The organism is Virgibacillus sp. Bac330 (assembly GCF_003667845.1).
GTDB classification, from domain to species: Bacteria; Bacillota; Bacilli; order Bacillales; family Amphibacillaceae; genus Virgibacillus; species Virgibacillus chiguensis.
Window position 1 is genome coordinate 1983741 of sequence record NZ_CP033048.1, and the last position, 19923, is coordinate 2003663.

Genomic DNA, 19923 nt, shown 5'->3' on the forward strand with positions numbered 1-19923 from the left:
CCCCCTAATCTAATTCTTTTATTTTATTCACGAGCTGTTGCGCGTCATTATCGTCAGAAATTATTTCACCCAGTCGCTTTAACAGCTCAAAGCGCCGCTGAAATTTTTCATATAAGTGAAGCTTTTGTTCATATGATTCCAACATTTGTTCCGTTCGCTTTATATTATCATACACAGCTTGCCTAGATACATCAAATACTTCTGAAATCTCACCTAGAGAATAATCCTCTAAATAGTACATTTCCATATAGTTACGCTGTTTGGGTGTAAGTAATGCTTGATAAAAATCAAATAAATAGTTCATTCTAGTCGTTTTTTCTAGCATGTTGTTACACCTCTCATCTTTTGTTTATCAATTAATTTAAATGTTGTATGTTTTTGTTATAAGACTTCTTTCATACCAAAACTCTTCTTATACGCACTTTTGGTACAAAAAATACGAGTACGCATCTTTGGATTAACAAAATTTAGCTTTCTGCCATTTTTATAGCAAAAGCCTTAAATTTTCTTAGGCTATAATACTTAAAACGATTACTGTACTATAGCATAAAGAAAAAACGAAAACACTCTTTTGACACTACTTCAAAATAAGAATAACGGAATGTAATTTATGTGTCAAGCAAACTTCCTTTATCCTTTAATAAAAACTGTTGTAAGATTCTCCGACTTTTGCTATTAACATATGGTTGTAAGTTAAGTTTTCTAAAGTTATGAATAACCAGTGGAGATTACCCTCCACTGGTTAAAAGGTCACTTTATTCTTTTTCTAATAAATCAGCGAAGAGACCGTAGACAAATGCATGAGCATCAAACGGGCGTAAATCATTTACTCCTTCTCCTAAACCGACAAATTTAACTGGAATTTGTAGTTCATTTCGGATAGCTAAAACAATTCCACCTTTAGCTGTACCATCTAATTTCGTTAAAACAATCCCGGTTACATCTGTCGCTTCAGCAAAGACTTTTGCTTGGCTTAAAGCATTTTGACCAGTCGTTGCATCTAAAACGAGCAACACTTCATGCGGAGCGTTTGGAATTTCTTTTGCGATGACCCGCTTCACTTTTGCTAATTCGTTCATTAAGTTCACTTTGTTTTGCAACCTTCCAGCAGTATCACAAATGAGAACGTCAGCTTGCTTTGATTTTGCTGATTTGATCCCGTCAAAAATCACAGCTGCCGGGTCGCTACCAGCAGTTTGTTTTACTACATCCACACCTATTCGCTCTCCCCATACTTCTAATTGTTCAATTGCTCCAGCACGAAAAGTGTCACCAGCAGCAAGCATCACTTTTTTTCCGTCCTGTTTAAGCTGGTGGGCCAATTTTCCAATCGAAGTAGTTTTACCTGCACCATTCACGCCGACAACTAAGATGACGGAAAGTTCACCTTTCTGAATAGCAAGGCTCTCTATTTCCTGATCATCATCTCCATAATATATTTCTACAAGTTTTTCCGAGATAACATCTTTCATTTCTGATGTATCTTTCATCTTTTGACGCTTTACTTCCATTTTTAATTCATCAATTAGATCCATTACAGTAGATACACCGGTATCTGCAGAAATTAGTACCTCTTCTAACTCCTCGAAGAAATCTTCATCTACTTTTCGATATTTAGCCAGCAAATCGTTTATTTTTCCAGAAAAAGTTTGTCGACTTTTTTTCATCCCCTCCTTGTACTTATCGGATACTTCTTCTACATCCTCTTGACCTCGTTGAAATTTGTTTCTTAACTTATCCATAAATCCCATTGTTCAGTCCTCCTATTGTTCAACTAATTGTTCTGTCTCTTCTAAGCGAACAGATACTAAACGTGAAACACCTGATTCTTGCATAGTTACACCATATAGCACATCTGCTTGCTCCATTGTACCTTTACGGTGTGTTATAACAATAAACTGTGTTTTTTCACTAAAAATTTTCACATATTTAGCAAATCTAGTTACATTTGCTTCATCTAACGCTGCCTCTACTTCATCAAGCACACAAAATGGGACCGGACGAACACGTAAAATTGCAAATAACAAAGCAATTGCAGTTAGCGCCCGCTCTCCACCCGATAATAAACCTAGATGCTGCAATTTCTTTCCTGGTGGCTGTGCAATAATGTCCACACCTGTATCGAGTAGATTTTTAGGGTCTGTTAATTTCAATTCAGCATGGCCACCGCCAAACAATTGCTTGAAAACATTCGCAAAAGCTTCTTTAATCTGCGAAAAAGTCTCACCAAAACGGTCTTTCATTTCTTCGTCCATTTCGCCAATTACTTCATATAATGTTTTCTTCGCATCTACAAGATCTGTCTGTTGTTCTTTGAGGAAATCGTATCGTTCAGAGACGCGCTCATACTCATCAATCGCTCCTATATTCACTGTTCCCAATTGATAAATTTGTTGCTTTAATTGGGTAACAGCAGCTTGGGCAGCTTGTTTATCTTGAGCTTTTACGTAGAATTGACGCGCTTTTTCATAAGTCATCAAATATTCATTTTGTAAATGATTTAACATATTCTCAAGTTCTACATCCATCCGATTAGACTTCACTTCTTTCTCATTTGATTCTCGTCTAAGGTCGTCCAATTCAGTATGAATTTGCTTAAGCTCCTGTTCTTTTGCTTGCATTTGTTTTGATTTAGTATCTCGTTCTGCTCGTATTTTTTGTAAAGATGCTGTTATTCCTTGTTTTGCGTCTGACTGTTGGCGAATTGTATCATCGATGTCTTCCTCTGTTTCCTTGGTTTCTTGAAATTCAATGAGATTATTCCACTCTTCTACATATTGATCATATTCGCGTTGAAGCTCTGTTAGTTGATTTTGCACTTGTTTTGTTTTTTCTCGTTGGCTCTTAACACGTTCTTCTTGTTCCGCTAGTAAAACTTGCTTTTGGTGCAATTCTTCTTGCAGCTTTTCTTTATTCTCGATTAACTCTGTCTGTTGTTTGTTTAACTCGTTAATTTCCTGTTCAATTTCTTTTGCTTGTTCATCAAGTTGCTTTAGTTCTTTTTCTAACTCCGCTTTTCGATTTGCTACACCCTCATGATCTTCGGAATGTTGTCGTTTATCCTGATCATATATTTGCAATTGATCATTTAAAGCATGCAACCTTATTTCTAACTCGTGCATACTTTCTTGCATTTGCTGGAGTTGGCTTTGCTCAACTTGTACACTTGATTCTTCTTCATTTAACTTTTGTTCCAATTGTTGAATGTTCGCCTTTTTATTTTGGACAGTTTTTTCAAAGTCCAACACTTTCTTATTAAAAGTAGCTAACTTCTCAACCATTTCTTCAAGTTCTTTTTCACGCGTAAATAACGATTGGTTTGTCTTCTTCTTGGCACCACCGGACATGGATCCTCCTGGATGAACGACATCTCCATCCAGAGTTACAATACGATACCGTCTGGAAGCTAGCGCCGCTAATTCATTTGCATCCTTCAAAGTTTTAGCTATAATAACATGCCCCATTAAATGATTAATTGCTTTACGATACATAGCCTCGGTTTGAACAAGTTCACCTGCAACACCAACATATCCCTCATGCTCAGCTAGTTGAATTTTTAGTTCATTAGGAATAAACCGCTGTTGAATGGAGGAAAGAGGTAGAAAAGTAGCTCTCCCATTATTTGTTTGCTTTAACCAGGAAATACTCTGCCTAGCTGATTGTTCATCTCTTACAACAATATGCTGCGCTTGCCCACCAAGTACGGTTTCTATAGCTGTAATATACGCTTTAGGAACTTCTATTAGTTCAATAATTGCGCCATATATGTTAGCAAGTTTATTTTCTTTACGAGCCTTTAGTACAGCCTTTACACCTTGGAAAAAACCTTGAAATTCTTCCTTCATCTCCTCAAGCATTTCTTTTTTGGATTTTACTTTTTCGATATATTGGTAGCCTTGATATAGTTTAGTTTGTGCTTCTTGAAAGGCATAACGTTCCTGTTGTAATAATTCTTTTGTGGAATGAATATTCTTTTCTTTTTGCATACATACTTGTTTTTGCTTGTCCACATCAGGTGCAAGCGTGTTCCATTTTTCTTGTAATTTCTCTCGTTCGTGAATTAACCCGGCAAACTTCTCTGCTTGTTTTTCTGTCTTCACAGCTAATTGCTGCAACCGCTCATCTAACGTTTGTTTTTCATTACGTTTAGCAGCTTGTTGATTTAAACACTCAATATAATCGGACTTTCGATCTTCTATCTTTTGAGTCAAATTTGCATTTCCTAATCTGAGCTTCTGCTCTAACTCTTTCACAGTATTAGCAGTTGTTTTTTTGGCGGTTTGTAATGCTGTTAAGTTCTTCTTTTCTTGCACAAAAACATCGTGTAAACGACCAATTCGTACGGAAGTTTGATTCTTCTGGGAATCTAGCTTTGCCTTGTTTTCAGAAAAGTGTTTAGAACGTTCCAAAAACAATTGCTTTTTCCCTTCATATTTTTCCAGTGTTTGTGTTGCTGTTAATAAATCTGCTTGTAATTGCTCTAATTTTTTATCCATTTGCACAATAGCTAAACGCTCTTGTTCCTGCTGCTGCTCTTTTTGCTTCAAAGTTTGTTGTACATGATGTTGTTTATTTTTTATCTTTTCTAATTCTGCTAACATTGATTTCCATTCTGTATGGAGGCGATCAATTTCAGCAAGTAAGTATGTAATTTCAGTCTCCTTTAATTGCTCTTTAAACACCTTATATTGATGAGCAGTTTCTGCTTGCTCTCGTAAAGGATCCATTTGCTGTTCAATTTCATGAATAATATCTTCCACACGATTTAAGTTTTCTTGTGTTTCCGCAAGTTTGTATTCTGCTTTTTTCTTTCGTTGTTTATATTTTAAAACGCCTGCTGCTTCTTCAAAAATGGTTCTTCTTTCTTCTGCCTTAGAACTCAATATTTCTTCTACTTTTCCTTGGCTAATAATCGAAAAAGCTTCCCTACCAAGCCCTGAGTCCATGAATAGATGAACAATATCTTTTAAGCGACAGGATTGGTTATTAATATAGTACTCACTATCACCAGAGCGATAAACACGTCTCGTTACACTTACTTCATCATAATCTAATGGTAGAAGTTGATCATGATTATCAAGAACTAATGTTACTTCAGCAACATTAAGCGGTTTGCGTGTATCACTACCTTGAAATATAATGTCTTCCATTTTCGAACCGCGCAGCGATTTTGCTGATTGCTCTCCGAGAACCCAACGAATAGCATCTGTAATATTGCTCTTTCCGCTCCCGTTTGGTCCAACTACAGCTGTTACTCCCGGAACAAAATCAACACTTATTCGTTTGGCAAACGATTTAAAACCGACGCTTTCTAATTTTTTCAAATACACCTGACATTTCTCCTAATGATTGAAAGAATATGGATAACTATCGTTATATAGCCTCATATCCAATCCTACAAATAAATTTATACTTTTTTATTATCTATCAATATCTAACTACAAACAAAAAATAGTTGGCATTTTACCGCATATATTTTATCATAAATGTTATAGTAAAAGAAGTTTTGCCGCGATATGCAGATAAAAGGAGCTGAAATAATGAATTTAGAAACACCATCTCAGGAAAATTTAAAAATACTTTTAGATGAGATTGCTGATCACCTTTCCATTGTCAATCGTACAATTATGGATGCAAAAGATTACGATCTAAATAAATATTCAGAGCTAAAGTCGCTGTATGATTTAATTAAACAAAAAGGGCACCTTAGTACACTTGAGACGCAAGCCTTTATAGAGGAATTACGAAATACTCGTAAATAAGAACAAAAAATGGTAGGTAAATGGCTCCAAAAGTTGTACAACTAACCAAAAGCATGCACAGACAAGGTGCGGAAAGAGGGTAGTTATGTATTCCACTTTAAAACGGAGTTATCGTATAAAAAATAACGACATTTCGTCATAAAGACTAGCAATAACCTAGGCTTCACTAACAAGAAACGTAAAAATGAGCCGATAAATACTTATTATATCATTTCCTTGGGCACTTTTTGAATAAACCTGTAGAAAAACAATAGCAAAAGGCTGTAAAAGGTAATACAGCCTTTTGCTATTGTTTGTATTTATCTAAAGCGGCTTTAGCTGCCCTCTGTTCAGCTTCTTTCTTTGTACGCCCTATTCCTGATCCGTATACTTCACCTTGTATAAAAGCCTTAGCTACAAATTCCTTGTCATGAGAGGGTCCTCGTTCTTCGACAATCTTATATTCAACTGAACGGTGTTTTACTTGTTGAATTAATTCTTGTAATTGGCTCTTATAATCCATCGCATGCGAAAAAGCACCATTTGTTATTTTCGGAAATATATAGTCTTCGAGAAACTGTATGGCTGTATGAAAACCTTGATCTAAAAAAAGCGCACCTAAAAATGCTTCAAAAACATCCGCCAGCAGGGCATCGCGGTCACGACCACCAGTTTGCTCTTCTCCTTTACCTAGTAAGATATACGCTCCAAACCGTAAGCCACGTGCAAAACTGGCTAAAGAAGGTTCACAAACAATTGCAGCTCTTAACTTTGTCATTTCCCCTTCAGGCATTTTTTCATTCGTCCGAAATAAATATTGAGATACGCCAAGCTCTAATACAGCGTCTCCTAAGAATTCGAGCCTTTCGTTATCCGAAAATACTTGATCACGATGCTCATTCACATAAGATGAATGAGTAAATGCTTGTACGATTAGTGAGGGATTGTGAAAACGAACACCTAATTGCTTTTCTAATTGATCAACATTCATGAATGGCACCTCTATTTACATCTTAATATAGAGAAAGTCTCGCTAGACGAGACTTTCTTTCGCTAAACTGTTAACCTTGTAAATTATTTATGTAGTTAACAGCATCACCTACTGTATTAATTTTTTCTGCTTCTTCATCAGCAATTTCCATGTCAAATTCGTCTTCTAGTTCCATAACAAGTTCAACAACATCTAATGAATCTGCTTCTAAATCATCTTTAAAAGAAGCTTCCATTGTTATTTTTGCCTCGTCAACATCAAGACGATCGACAATGATTGCTTTTACACGATCAAATACATCTGCCATATCCAGTCACCCCCTTTCAAGTTATGTATAGAAGTTCTTACATTACCATGCCACCATCAATATGGATCGTTTGACCAGTAATATAGTCTGCATCTTCGCTTGCCAAGAATCGGACAACCTTCGCTACATCTTCTGGCTCTCCTAGTTTTTGCAACGGAATCAATGCAAGCATTTCTTTATGTTGTTCTTCCGATAAAACATCGGTCATATCTGTTGAAATAAAACCTGGTGCTACCGCATTTACATGAATATTTCTAGTAGCTAACTCTTTTGCAGTTGTCTTGGTTAACCCAATTACACCTGCTTTGGCAGCTACATAATTTGCTTGACCAGGGTTTCCGCTCACACCAACGATGGAGGCAACGTTAATAATTTTTCCTGCACGCTGCTTCATCATTTGTCTCGTAACTGCTTTCGTACAAATGAATACACCTTTCAAATTCGTATTAATAACTTCATCAAATTCCGTTTCTTTCATCCTCATTAGCAAGTTATCCCGCGTTATTCCAGCATTATTCACTAGAATGTCCAACGAACCAAAACGAGAAACTACTTCCTTTATCATCGCTTTTACCTCGGATTCGTCTGCTACATTTGCTCTAATTTTAAAAGCTTGTCTTCCAAGCTGTTGAATTTCACTTACAACGGCTTCTGCTTTTGCTTCACTACCTGCATAATTAACAGCAACATTTGCTCCTCGCTTCGCTAATTCAAGGGCTATAGCCCGACCAATTCCTCTTGAAGCTCCTGTAACTAGTGCATTTTTTCCAGTTAGAATCACATTTTCTCCTCCTTATACCATGCAATAAATTCATTTAATGATGCGACATCTTGAACGGCGAATGTTTTCGTTTTCCGATCAATTTTCCTTACAAGTCCACTTAAAACTTTTCCATTTCCTACTTCCACAAACGCATCAACTTCATGCTTCATCATATTTTGAATGGATTCTTCAAAGCGCACAGGAGAATAAAGTTGTTTTACGAGTAATTGTTTTATTTCTTGTTTGTCTCTTACTGGTTGAGCAGAAACGTTAGCATAAACTGGTATTTTAGCATCTCTTATCGTTACTTTATCCAAATAAGCGGAAAATGACTCATTGGCTGCTTGCATTAGTCGAGAGTGAAATGGACCACTAACATTTAGAGGTAATACCCGCTTTGCTCCGTGCGCCTTTAATATTTCAGTAGCACGATCCACACCTTTTACAGAGCCCGAAATAACAACTTGACCAGGACAATTCAAATTAGCGATATCCACTATTTCATCTTCTACTTCGGTTAATGATTGATGAACAGTTTGCCCATCTAGACCTAATACGGCTGCCATCGTTCCTTGTCCTTTCGGGAAAGCTTCCTCCATTAACTGACCCCGTTTAGCTACTAATGGAAGTGCTTCATCAAAAGCAATCGCACCTGAAGCAACGAGCGCACTATATTCCCCAAGACTATGTCCGACCAGATTAACTGGCTGAACGCCATATTTTGAGAGTAGCGCGTGTATTGCTGTACTTAATAATAGCAAAGCTGGTTGCGCATATTCAGTAGCGGTTAATCGTTCCTTTGGTCCGTTACTTATAATTTGACTTAAGTTTATTTCCAATAATTCATCAGCTTCTTGAAATAATTGCTTCACTTCTGGATAAGTATGATACAATTCATTCCCCATGCCTATTTCTTGAGAACCTTGTCCTGGAAACATAAAAGCTACTTTTTTCATTCATCTTCCCCCTTCGCTACATGTAAGGACTCAATCGTTGACTGAATCGTTTCTGCGATTTGGTTTTCTGCCATATAGCGTGCTTGCTTAATCGCGTTAGCTATTGCTCTTTGATCAGAGGATCCATGTGCTTTAATGACTGGTGCCTGCAGTCCAAATAAACCGGCACCACCATATTCCGAGTAATCTAACTTTGTTTTCAAAGCTTTTAAATCTTTTTTCAACATGCCTGCTGCTAGCTTACTTTTAGTAGATGACGTTAATGTCTGTTTTAACATAGCAAAGATCGAACCAGCTGTCCCTTCGATCGTTTTAAGCGCAACATTTCCGGTAAATCCATCCGTTACAATAACATCTGCAACGTGATCTAACATATCACGAGCTTCAACATTTCCAATAAAATTAATCGGTGCTTCTTGTAGTAATTGGAAAGTCTTTTTCGTTAATTCTGATCCTTTTCCATCTTCCGTGCCAACGCTTAAAAGACCTACTTTTGGCTGAGATAAACCACGAACCTTTTCGGAATAAATAGAACCCATTATGGCGTATTGAAGTAAATGGTTCGGTTTTGCATCTACATTGGCTCCAACATCCAAAAATAAAAATCCTTGACCATCTAATGTTGGAAGCGTAGGACTTAAAGCTGGTCGTTCAATCCCTTTGATTCGACCTACAACAAATAATCCCGCACTCATTAATGCTCCCGTGTTTCCTGCTGAGATACAAGCATCTGCCTTACCTTGTTTGACTTCATTCGCTGCCAAAACTAGTGAAGAATGCTTTTTTCTTCTAACAGCACGCACAGGCTCATCTTCAGCAGTAATCACTTCATTCGTATGTAGAATATGAATTCGATCATGTTCGCTCGCATATTTTTTTATTTCTGATTCATTACCGACTAACGTAATGTGTAAATCCTTCATTTCAGAGACAGCTTTCATGGCACCGAGAACAGTCGATTCTGGTGCGTGATCGCCTCCCATGGCGTCAATTGCAATTCTCATTTAGTCTGCTCCTTTATGCTGATTCAATTGATACATATAGAATACACCTGTAAATACTAACTCATTTTCTACAAAACTATTTACATGTACGAGAGTTAATCCTTTTTCTTCCCCTTTTACTACAGCTTTAGCTATTACGCGTTCTCCCTCTTTCACTTGCCTCGTAAATTTCAACTCTGATTTCGCAGTCAGTGCCAGTTCGTCATTCAATACAGCAACTGCTAACGAATTGGCTTGTGCAAAGAGGTGGTGACCGCGAGCTATTTTATTTCGTGAAAAAACATGTTCTTGACGAATATCTAAAATTGAAATTGCTCGTTCATCCAATTCTAAATCAATAACTTCACCAATCACCTCTTCAAGTGGTAGTGCTTTAACCGTCTCATTCCACTGTTCCGTCGCCACTGATTTAATACGTTGTCGCAGTTCAGGAATGGCTAATTCCATGCGATCCAAGCGAATAGTTTGGATACTTACATTAAATTTCTTGGCTAACTCTTCGTCTGTTATAAAAGGTGTTTGTTCAATCGTTTCTTTTAATAAACGCTGCCGATCAGCCTTTGATCTTTTCATGACTGCACCATCCATATAAAATTATCCATTAGCATATATAGGTTATTCACAGAGACTTATAAAACGTAAATTTGTCGTATTCATAAGCGATTCCTACTACTTTTGCATACAAGAAAAAATAAGGGAATGTAACTTTAAACAAAGCGTATAGGCTTTACTGCTAGCTTGAAAAAACTAGAGTTACGAGCAAATCTTTTAGGACGACAGCTTTCTTTTTTACTATAAATTTAAAGTTTGCTTTCGTAAAAGAAAAACTCCTTTAATCTCTAACGCAATCCTCTAGTACATAAACCGGTAAAACAACAATTATGACTTGCTCCTAATAGTAATATATATTACCAAAGCGCTTAATGCAACTATTTATTAATCCAATTTTTCATCCACCTGAAATTTATTCTCTACATATTTTGAAAGCAATGCATATTCTTTCGTTTCTAATAAACCGTCTTGAATAATCTTTGCAGCATCTTGTCTAGCAGTCTCTAATGCTCGGTAGTCATGAATCATGTCAGCAAGTTTAAATTCAGGTAAGCCACTTTGTTTTTTTCCAAAAAAATCACCTGGCCCACGTAGTTGCAAATCTTGTTCCGATAATGCAAATCCATCCGTCGTCTCTGCCATAATTCGCATGCGTTCTTTCCCTGTTTCCCCTTTCGGATCAGCAATTAAGATACAATAGCTTTGCTTCTCTCCTCTGCCTACTCTCCCACGCAATTGATGCAATTGTGATAATCCAAATCGCTCTGCGTCATAAATCATCATAATTGTTGCATTGGGAACATTCACCCCTACTTCCACTACAGTTGTGGAAACAAGTAGGTGAACTTCATTATTAGCAAATTTTTTCATGATTGTTTCTTTTTCTTCAGTCGTTAATCTTCCATGCATTAAACCTATTTCTACAGTTTCAGGAAAATATGCCCTTAATTGGTGATACACATCGACCGCATTTTGAATATCCAATTTGTCTGATTCTTCAATAAGCGGGCAAATAACGTATGCCTGCTCACCAGTTTGAATACGACTACCCACAAATTGCAATACGCGATCTAACATCGTTTCTCGTACCCAATACGTTTCAATCTCTTTCCTTCCTAAAGGCATCTGGTCGATGATGGAAACATCCATATCTCCAAATGCCGTTATAGCTAAAGTACGCGGTATGGGGGTTGCTGTCATAAACAAAACGTCCGGAGACAAACCTTTTTCTCTCAAGGTTCGTCTTTGCTCTACACCAAATCGATGCTGTTCGTCTACAATAACAAACCCAAGCTCAGAAAACTGCACATCTTCTTGAATTAAAGCATGCGTTCCGATAACAATATCTATTTGTTGACTGTAAATTTGTTCCACTAGTTCTTTACGTTTTTTTCCTTTAATGGAACCAGTAAGTAAAGCAATATTTGCTCGTCCTCCAAATAATTTATCAAGCGATTCATAGTGTTGTTCTGCTAATATTTCCGTAGGTACCATTAAAGCGCCTTGTTTCCCAGCTGTAACAGAAGCATACAAGCAAATAGCTGCAACAGCAGTTTTTCCAGACCCAACATCACCCTGAAGCAAACGGTTCATACGATAAGGCGATTGCATGTCCGTTAAAATCTGCTCAAGTGCGCCTTGCTGTGCGCTCGTTAGCGTAAATGGAAATGTATCTATAAATTCTTTAACAAGCTTCCTATTATAGTCTTGCGCATTTCCAACAGTAGCTTCACGTTTCCACTTTCGTAGTAACTGCATTTGTAACTGAAATACTAAGAATTCTTCATATATAAGCCTTCTACGTGCATGTTTTAAAGCGATTCGGCTCGTGGGCATATGCAACGTCTGATACGCTTCCTTACGGGTTGGTAATTTATATGCAGTTAAAAAAGTTGTCGGAAGAATTTCCCCAATAGCATCAGAATAACTCGCCAACGCCTGCTTCATGACTTTCTTTAACTTCCCAGACGATAGCTCTCCGCGAGCAGGGTAAACAGGTTGCATTTCATCTTGCTGTGAAGCTGGTCCTTTCTTATACGTATTCACTGTAATTTGTAAGCGATGCGCGTCCCATTTTCCAACAAGGGTAATTATTTCTCCTTTAAAAATATGTTTTTTAGCGAAGGATCGATTAAACATAACCGCTTTTACAGCAATTTGCTCTACTTCCAATGTAAAAGTTAATCTTGATTTTTGCTTTCCATAAAAAGTGAGAGAAGGATCGTGGACTACCCTTCCCTCAATCGTAACTTTATCATCGTGTACAAGCTCACTTAATGGCTTTATTTCAAAAACATCATACCGATAGGGAAAATAATTGAATAAATCTTCTACTGTAAAAATGCCGATATGAGCAAAATCCTCACCCATTTTCTCCCCAACACCTTTCACGTGGGTAACAGGATCGGTTAACATAATTATCACACTTTCTTAGCTTAATAGTCCTAACAATTTATCTTTTAGCCAGCGTCCAGTTGGTGTATCGGCCAATCTACCTTCTCCCGTTTCTCGTAAACTGGATGGCATTTACTTTCCAATTCTATACATAAGATATTGCTTTCATTTCAGCTATCTCCACTAATTCTTGAACAGTCCGAAACATCACGAGATATTCACCTCTTTTCTTTACTAATCAGCTATTAATCTTAGCGATTCGGATAATATGCTCTGCTTTTTCGAGTTCATGCAATATATCATCATCGACGTTTTGGTCAACTTCTATAACCATCAACGCTTCCTTCCCTACATCTCTTCGGTTTACTTCCATATGACCAATATTGACTTCATGCTTAGCTAGAACAGACGTTACAGAAGCGATAGCCCCAAAACGATCATTATGCATAATTAAAATCGCTGGATGGTTTCCAGATAAACGTAATTCAAAACCATTTAATTCCGTAATTTCTGCCTTGCCACCACCAATAGATATACCTACCAATTCCATGGAGTCTCTCTCATCGCCTATCTTTAATCGTGCCGTATTTGGATGACTGACAGCAGCGCTATCTTCAATAAATTCTATTTGCATGTTACGTTCTTCAGCTATTTTTAATGCATCCTTCATACGTGTATCATCTGTATCAAAACCGAGCAAACCACCTACTAATGCAAAATCTGTTCCATGACCTTTGTACGTTTTTGCAAATGATTCATAAAGATGAATATTAGCCCATGTTGGGGCTCTACCAAATAAACTATGTGCAGCTTTACCAATTCTAGATGCACCAGCTGTATGTGAACTTGACGGACCAATCATAACAGGTCCAATAATGTCGAAAACAGAATTGTATTTCAATCTCCATCCCATCCTTTAATCACGAACTTTTCTTCTCTTGTTGATTATAACAAAAAAATACTATTCCATCATTCATCGCATGTACATTAACCAAAAGATAGCATAACAATCTTCCCATTAGATATTTTTTCATCTTCGCTTTAAAGTTACATATTACCGCAAGTGGATACGGACTCCACACGAACCATAAAGATTGGGTGATTCTTTGACTTTATATTATATTCTCGATATAATTACTTCTTGTGGATTATATATTATATAATCGGGCGGGAGAGGGACAGGAAATACATTGAGGAGTTTGTATGCCTGATAAGAAAAGCAACTTGAAACTAACCAATAATTCTACCCTACGTAACGAATGGGTCGCAGGCTTAATTGGTTACCTTACAACAATGTACATTGTTGTCGTCAATGGTTCCATTCTTAGCGAAGCTGGAATCTCGTTAGAAAGTGGCATGATCGCCACTATTCTCGCTAGCTTCATTGGAACATTATTGATGGGGATATTCGGAAAACTTCCGCTAATCGTTATCCCTGGTATGGGTATAAACGCATTATTTGCATACTCCATTATCGGTGGCACTAATCTCACTTTTCATGAAGGTTTGGCTGTTGTCTTTATTGCAGCGATTGTTTTTTTAATTACTGCTTTTACAAAGTTAGGCGTATTATTTAAAAAGGCAATTCCTGATTCATTAAAGCACGCTATCACCGTCGGATTAGGTCTATTTTTAATTTTAATTGGACTAGAGAAGAGCGGACTTGTTAGTAAAGGAAGTAATACCATTATTGCTATTGGTGATTTTACATCCTCTACAGTTATTGTTAGTTTAATCACACTATTTCTAGCAATATTCCTATTTGTTAAGAATATCCCTGCCAACTTTTTAATTACGATGCTATTAGGGACCATTATTGCTGCTATCGGCGGAATTATCCAACCTGGCAATCAATCATTGCAAGTAGAGTGGAGTGACGTACTCTTCATTCCATCTTTTAACGCAATTGGTGAACTTTCATTCTGGTTATCCGTTTTTCCTTTATCAATGATTTTAATATTTGAAAATATGGGACTTTTACACGGACAACTCTCTATGCTAAAACGAGAAGATCAGTATCAAAGAGCTTACCAAGTCACTGCATTTTCAACTTTAACTTGCGCGTTCCTTGGTACTTCACCTACTGTTTCTGCTGCTGAAAACGCAGCTGTGATCGCTTCTAAAGGAAGAACAAGAATAACAGCAATTATTGCCAGCTTTCTTTTCTTAGCAACCATTGTATTGATCCCTTGGATTACAATGATACCTAATACGGCAATAAGCCCCATTTTAATCATTGTTGGCTTTTTAATGGTGCAAAATATAAAGCAACTGCCGCTTGACAACTTATCAGAATCATTGCCAGCATTTTTAATTGTTGTCATGATCCCATTTACTTACAGCATTGCAGATGGTATGGCTTTTGGTTTTATCGCTTACCCAATTGTTAAAATGGCAATTGGCGAAAAACACGAGCTTTCAGCACCGCTCTTAGTTATTTCTAGTTTATTCTTACTTGATTTTGTTATAAAAATGATAGGGATTTAACTTAAAGTAACTATAGCTCATTCTGAATTACTAAACCGCATGAGATCCAATATGGTATCATGCGGTTTTATTATAAATGATTTTTTTCAAAATCTCCCATTACCTTTTAAAGTATAGTAAGATGAAACATAAAAGGCCCCTTGAGTACCTTTCAAGGAACCTTTCTTTTATTTATTTGTGCTATCTAGCTAAGGGATATATATCCCATGCATCACGAAAGAAGTATTCCATTGCTTACTATACCAAGTTGTAAATTACTCTACAGAAAAAATAAAGGCATAGATTGGTTGTTTCCCATTATGAACTTCTACTTCAATATCCTCATATTTTTCTTCAATATAGGCAATAAGCGCTTGGGTTTCTTCATCCGTACCATCTTCACCTTGTAATACAGTTAAAATTTCATCGTCTTCTGTTATTATTTTTTCTAATAATAATTTAACAGTTTCCATTTTATCTGCATCGGTAGTGACGATTTTCCCGTCTGCAATACCCATGAAATGATCCTTTTTGATAGTAATACCATCCATTTGTGTATCTCGAACGGCATATGTAATCTGACCAGTTTTTACATTTTTTCTAGCTTCATCCATTGCCTTTTGGTTCGTATCTAGATCGTGATCTGGATGGAACGCCAACATAGCGCTAATACCTTGAGGTATAGTCTTGGTTGGTACAACTCGAACATCTTCCGTTGCTAATTCTGCCGCTTGGTCTGCTGCCATAAAAATATTTTTGTTATTAGGTAACAGAAGCACTTTTTTAGCATTTGCTTGTCTAATAGCGTTCGTAATATCTTGTGTGCTTGGGTTCATCGTTTGACCACCTTGAATAACGACAGAGGCTCCTAAACTTTCTAACAATTCTTTTAACCCTTCACCCATAGCCACTGTAACAATGGCATATTCTACTGGTTCTTTAGATTTATTTTCTTTCTTCCCAACTAACGCCGTATGCTGCTCGCGCATGTTTTCTATTTTCATATTAATAAGACTTCCATAGCGTTGCCCTAGCGTGAGACACTCTCCAGGATATTCTGAATGAATGTGCACTTTTATTAGTTCTTCATCACTTACAACTAATAAAGAATCACCATGGTTGCTTAATTCTTGACGGAATGCTTCTTCATCATAAGGGTGGTTGCTTACCTTTTCTTCTTCAAATTTTACCATGAACTCCGTACAATAACCAAATTTGATATCCTCGGTATTCATAAAATCTTGTGTTATTTTATGGTGCTCTGCATTAACCATTTCATCCATATTAATATTTGAAGTGCCTTCAGGTAGCTCTTCCCCTTTTAAGGAAGCTAAAAAGCCTTCATAAATCGTTACTAATCCTTGTCCACCTGAATCCACCACTCCAACTTCTTTTAATACAGGAAGCAGGTCAGGTGTGCGCTTTAAAGAAGCTTTTGCTTCAGCTACAACTTCCTCCATTAAGGTAATAATATCTGTTTCATCTTCTGCGATCGCAACCGCCTTATTTCCAGAATCTTTTGCCACAGTTAAAATAGTTCCTTCAACTGGCTTCATTACAGCATTATATGCTGTGGATACAGCACTCTCAAATGCTTTTGCAAGCCCTTTCGTTGTAACAACTTCTTCTTTTCCCAACCCTTTTGCAAAACCACGAAATATTTGCGATAATATAACACCTGAATTCCCTCTTGCGCCCATTAAGAGCCCTTTGGAAAATGCCTGCGCAACTTCATATACTTGAGTACTTTGGATATTTTTCACTTCATTTGCCCCAGAAGTAATCGTTAGGTTCATATTCGTCCCTGTATCGCCATCTGGTACAGGGAAAACATTTAATGCATCAATTCTCTTGGCATTATTGGACAAATGATGAGCACCAGACAAAATCATTTGTGCCAGTCTCTTGCCATCGATTTGTTGTAAACTCACGTTAAATTTTCCTCCTCTAATCAAGAACTTAGAAGCGTCTGTTAAGAAACAGACGCTAAGACAGATCGTATATAGTCATACGTTTCATAGTTAATAAATTATTCTTGAGTAACACGAACTCCTTGAATATAAATATTGACAGAATCAATCTCCAAACCGAGTGATTGATTTAGCGTGTATTTAACTTTTGATTGAACATTATGAGCAATCTCAGATATTTTTGTACCATAACTTACAATAATATACATGTCGATATGGAGATGATGTTGCTCTTGGCGAACAATAACACCTTTAGAGAAATTTTCTTTACGTAAAATCTCCGCAATACCGTCGCGTATTTGGCTTTTTGAAGCCATCCCAACAATACCGTAACACTCTACCGCAGCCCCTCCGGCAATCGTTGCAATTACTTCGTTTGTTATTGTTACTTGACCATCATTTGTATGCAGTTCAATGGACATTTGAATCCTCCTTTTAGTACCTGCTCACATTCTAAAATCATTCTACTACATGCAACTATATTTTAAAAGTCAAAGATGATTGCAATATAAAATTACCCCTTCTTACAATGTACGATTTCCATGCATCTGTCAAGCGTTTTTTCTTGATGTTCTATAGATTGTCTACTTTTTTCCTTTACCAGGAAAAATTTTTCAAAACTTGATCTAAACAATATGCTTTAGAAATTTTAACGGAAACTCCTCGAAAATGAACAGTCATTTCCTTTGTGCGATGTTTCGCTGTCGTAACCTTCCTTGTCCAGCGGGAAAACGTAGTGTTTTTCCGCAGCGGTCAATAGCTACACTTTGCATTTATAAAACAGTCGTTGCATTAAAAGGACAGTAAAAGTTTATATGAATAGTGATGGAAATATGAAGGTTATAATATGTTGAGAAAAATTTGACACATACCAACCCAAAACAATAATTGCAAATAAACTAATGTTATGGTAAATTATATAAGTATGAGATTTAACTTGAAATGAAAGAAGTAGGAGGGATAGCATGGCCAGAAAATGTGTTGTTACTGGACGCCAGACTCGCACTGGAAACCACCGCTCTCACGCAATGAATTCAAACAAGCGAAAATGGAAAGCTAATGTACAAAAAGTACGCATTATGGTAGATGGTAAACCGAAAAAAGTTTATGTTTCTGCACGCGCCCTAAAATCAGGGAAAGTGGAACGCGTATAATATACAGCTTCACACATTAGTTATAAATAAGCACCTTTTACTAAAGGTGCTTATTTATATAGAATTATAATGTATTATTTTAGTTTTTCTTATACTATATACCTTTAATTCTCTAGGGTATAAAAAAACAAGCCATGATCAATTTCATGGCCACTTTTTCAAAATAATTTATACCTCACTCGTCTTCTTGCATTTTACTTCTCTTTCTTGAATGTACCAATAATCACTCTTACAAATCCACCTATAAACTTTGGGAGCTTAATCGTATAAAATTTCATGAGTTCGCCCTCCTCTTTACAAACAAAACTAACTAGAAATCTAATCACGGCTCTTTACTAATAATAATATGCCTTCTTTATAAGAAAAAGTACCACTATTTCTAATTAGCTTGTTTGAAATACATAACGTGGACCCCCATGAAATATTCGCATTTGTTAAAGGGTAGTAAAAATGTGTTAGCGTAATACCTTTCACCTCTTTCGAAAAAGGCACGAAAGAAATGATCGGATAATTGATATCATGTAAAACTGTGTACTTACCTGGAAACGTTAATTCTAAATAATTCGCTATATCTATTATAATTCCACGAATCCCTTTCGATAAAATAGCATAAAGCAATTGTACGTTGATGAACTCGTGATCTTTACGCCCTCCTGATACACCAAATAAATAAATTGTGTCCGGCTCAAGTTCATAGGCTTTGTTTAAAGCTAATTCTAAGTCTGTTTCGTCCTTTTCAGAAGGATAAACATGCACACATTGTGCATGTTTATCAATTAGCAATTTTTCTTCTTTCGTTGTAGAATCAAAATCCCCAATAGCATAGGTAATTGGCAAATCGCAAGTAGCTAAAACCCATGCTCCTCGATCAGCACCTATCCAAAAATCCACCTCTTCCTTGTATGTTTTTAAATCAGAATGGTGTCCAGGTGCATTACCTACAATGCCCACAACAGTCACGTTAATTAGACCCCTTTACTGCCTGCAAAATTTCCTGCATCGCCTTGTTACGATCTTCTTGAGCAAAAATAGCACTTCCCGCTACGAGCACATCAGCGCCAGCATCTACACATCGTTTGGCAGTTTTGGAGTTAACCCCTCCATCAACCTCAATTTCAAAAGAAAAACCAAAATCTTTACGCCACTTATTTACTAACTTTATTTTTCCTAACGTACTATCAATAAACGATTGTCCGCCAAATCCAGGATTAACTGTCATAATTAAAATCATATCGATATCAGGTAAAATAGGTAGTAACGTTTCAGCCGGAGTAGCAGGATTAATAACTACGCCTGCTTTCATTCCATGCTCTTTGATAAGCTGAATAGTCCTGTGTAAATGTTGGCAAACTTCTTGGTGCACCGTAATGATATCCGCTCCTGCTTTAGTAAATGAAGGTATATATTGATCTGGATTTTCAATCATAAGATGGACATCCAAAGGAAGATTTGTTACAGGCCGAATTGCTTCAACGATTGGCGGCCCTAAAGTAATATTTGGTACAAAATGACCGTCCATCACGTCGACGTGAATATAGTCAGCTCCAAATTGGTCTACTTCCTTCACTTCTTCTCCTAAACGAGCAAAATCTGCAGCTAAAATCGATGGTGCTAATTTTATCATA

The 19923-nt window shown here is 36.8% G+C and carries 19 protein-coding genes and 1 pseudogene; 3 read left to right on the plus strand and 17 right to left on the minus strand.

Going from position 1 to position 19923, the window contains the following annotated elements:
* Positions 1–4: 4 nt before the first annotated feature.
* The 3 genes from D9780_RS09285 to smc all read right to left on the minus strand — a co-directional run bounded on the left by D9780_RS09285 (position 5) and on the right by smc (position 5330).
* Positions 5–325 (minus strand): putative DNA-binding protein, encoded by a 321-nt coding sequence (locus D9780_RS09285; protein WP_073005148.1) that lies wholly within the window; start codon positions 323–325, stop codon positions 5–7.
* Positions 326–755: 430 nt separating this feature from the next.
* Positions 756–1751: a signal recognition particle-docking protein FtsY gene (ftsY, locus tag D9780_RS09290; RefSeq protein WP_073005149.1), complete on the minus strand. Its 996-nt coding sequence runs from the start codon at positions 1749–1751 to the stop codon at positions 756–758.
* 12 nt (positions 1752–1763) lie between these two features.
* Positions 1764–5330: a chromosome segregation protein SMC gene (smc, locus tag D9780_RS09295; protein WP_121639915.1), complete on the minus strand. Its 3567-nt coding sequence runs from the start codon at positions 5328–5330 to the stop codon at positions 1764–1766.
* A gap of 210 nt (positions 5331–5540) precedes the next feature.
* Here smc and D9780_RS09300 point away from each other — a divergent pair, with 210 nt between their 5' ends.
* The gene (locus D9780_RS09300; protein ID WP_121639916.1) at positions 5541–5762 is read left to right on the plus strand and encodes a DUF1128 domain-containing protein; all 222 of its coding nucleotides are present in this window, start codon (positions 5541–5543) and stop codon (positions 5760–5762) included.
* Positions 5763–6048: 286 nt separating this feature from the next.
* Here the strand turns inward: D9780_RS09300 and rnc are convergent, their stop codons facing one another.
* From rnc to sdaAB, 9 genes and pseudogenes are all read right to left on the minus strand, one after another.
* Positions 6049–6732: a ribonuclease III gene (gene rnc, locus D9780_RS09305; protein WP_073005155.1), complete on the minus strand. Its 684-nt coding sequence runs from the start codon at positions 6730–6732 to the stop codon at positions 6049–6051.
* Positions 6733–6802: 70 nt separating this feature from the next.
* Positions 6803–7039 carry an acyl carrier protein gene (gene acpP / locus D9780_RS09310; RefSeq protein WP_073005157.1) on the minus strand — a complete coding sequence of 79 codons (237 nt, stop codon included), beginning with the start codon at positions 7037–7039 and terminating at the stop codon, positions 6803–6805.
* A 37-nt stretch (positions 7040–7076) separates the two neighbouring features.
* Complete coding sequence (fabG, locus tag D9780_RS09315; RefSeq protein WP_121641467.1) at positions 7077–7817, minus strand: 3-oxoacyl-[acyl-carrier-protein] reductase; 741 nt, start codon at positions 7815–7817, stop codon at positions 7077–7079.
* Entirely contained in the window at positions 7817–8758 is a 942-nt protein-coding gene (fabD, locus tag D9780_RS09320; protein ID WP_121639917.1) for an ACP S-malonyltransferase, read from the minus strand. Before fabD ends, fabG begins: the two co-directional genes overlap by 1 nt.
* A complete protein-coding gene (gene plsX / locus D9780_RS09325; protein WP_121639918.1) occupies positions 8755–9762 on the minus strand; it encodes a phosphate acyltransferase PlsX in 1008 nt (335 codons plus the stop codon). Before plsX ends, fabD begins: the two co-directional genes overlap by 4 nt.
* On the minus strand, positions 9763–10335 hold the full coding sequence (gene fapR / locus D9780_RS09330; protein ID WP_073005708.1) for a transcription factor FapR: 573 nt from the start codon (positions 10333–10335) through the stop codon (positions 9763–9765).
* Positions 10336–10698: 363 nt separating this feature from the next.
* Complete coding sequence (gene recG / locus D9780_RS09335) at positions 10699–12729, minus strand: ATP-dependent DNA helicase RecG (protein WP_121639919.1); 2031 nt, start codon at positions 12727–12729, stop codon at positions 10699–10701.
* Between the two features lie 15 nt (positions 12730–12744).
* Positions 12745–12861, minus strand: a pseudogene (locus D9780_RS21405) (L-serine ammonia-lyase, iron-sulfur-dependent, subunit alpha); the annotation flags it as partial.
* Positions 12862–12946: 85 nt separating this feature from the next.
* Entirely contained in the window at positions 12947–13609 is a 663-nt protein-coding gene (sdaAB, locus tag D9780_RS09345; RefSeq protein WP_121639920.1) for an L-serine ammonia-lyase, iron-sulfur-dependent subunit beta, read from the minus strand.
* Positions 13610–13911: 302 nt separating this feature from the next.
* Between sdaAB and D9780_RS09350 the strand changes: the two genes are divergently transcribed.
* Complete coding sequence (locus D9780_RS09350; protein ID WP_121639921.1) at positions 13912–15195, plus strand: NCS2 family permease; 1284 nt, start codon at positions 13912–13914, stop codon at positions 15193–15195.
* Positions 15196–15449: 254 nt separating this feature from the next.
* Here the strand turns inward: D9780_RS09350 and D9780_RS09355 are convergent, their stop codons facing one another.
* Entirely contained in the window at positions 15450–17105 is a 1656-nt protein-coding gene (locus D9780_RS09355) for a DAK2 domain-containing protein (RefSeq protein ID WP_121639922.1), read from the minus strand.
* 98 nt (positions 17106–17203) lie between these two features.
* On the minus strand, positions 17204–17566 hold the full coding sequence (locus D9780_RS09360) for an Asp23/Gls24 family envelope stress response protein (protein ID WP_073005170.1): 363 nt from the start codon (positions 17564–17566) through the stop codon (positions 17204–17206).
* 543 nt (positions 17567–18109) lie between these two features.
* On the opposite strand from D9780_RS09360, the gene rpmB reads away from it, so the two are divergent.
* Positions 18110–18298, plus strand: a complete 189-nt coding sequence (gene rpmB / locus D9780_RS09365; protein WP_073005172.1) for a 50S ribosomal protein L28 — start codon at positions 18110–18112, stop codon at positions 18296–18298.
* A gap of 194 nt (positions 18299–18492) precedes the next feature.
* Here the strand turns inward: rpmB and spoVM are convergent, their stop codons facing one another.
* The 3 genes from spoVM to rpe are packed head-to-tail and all read right to left on the minus strand — an operon-like array spanning position 18493 to position 19922.
* Complete coding sequence (gene spoVM, locus D9780_RS09370; RefSeq protein WP_073005173.1) at positions 18493–18576, minus strand: stage V sporulation protein SpoVM; 84 nt, start codon at positions 18574–18576, stop codon at positions 18493–18495.
* 40 nt (positions 18577–18616) lie between these two features.
* Positions 18617–19258 (minus strand): thiamine diphosphokinase, encoded by a 642-nt coding sequence (locus D9780_RS09375; protein ID WP_121639923.1) that lies wholly within the window; start codon positions 19256–19258, stop codon positions 18617–18619.
* Position 19259: 1 nt separating this feature from the next.
* The gene (gene rpe, locus D9780_RS09380; protein WP_073005177.1) at positions 19260–19922 is read right to left on the minus strand and encodes a ribulose-phosphate 3-epimerase; all 663 of its coding nucleotides are present in this window, start codon (positions 19920–19922) and stop codon (positions 19260–19262) included.
* Position 19923: the final 1 nt, after the last annotated feature.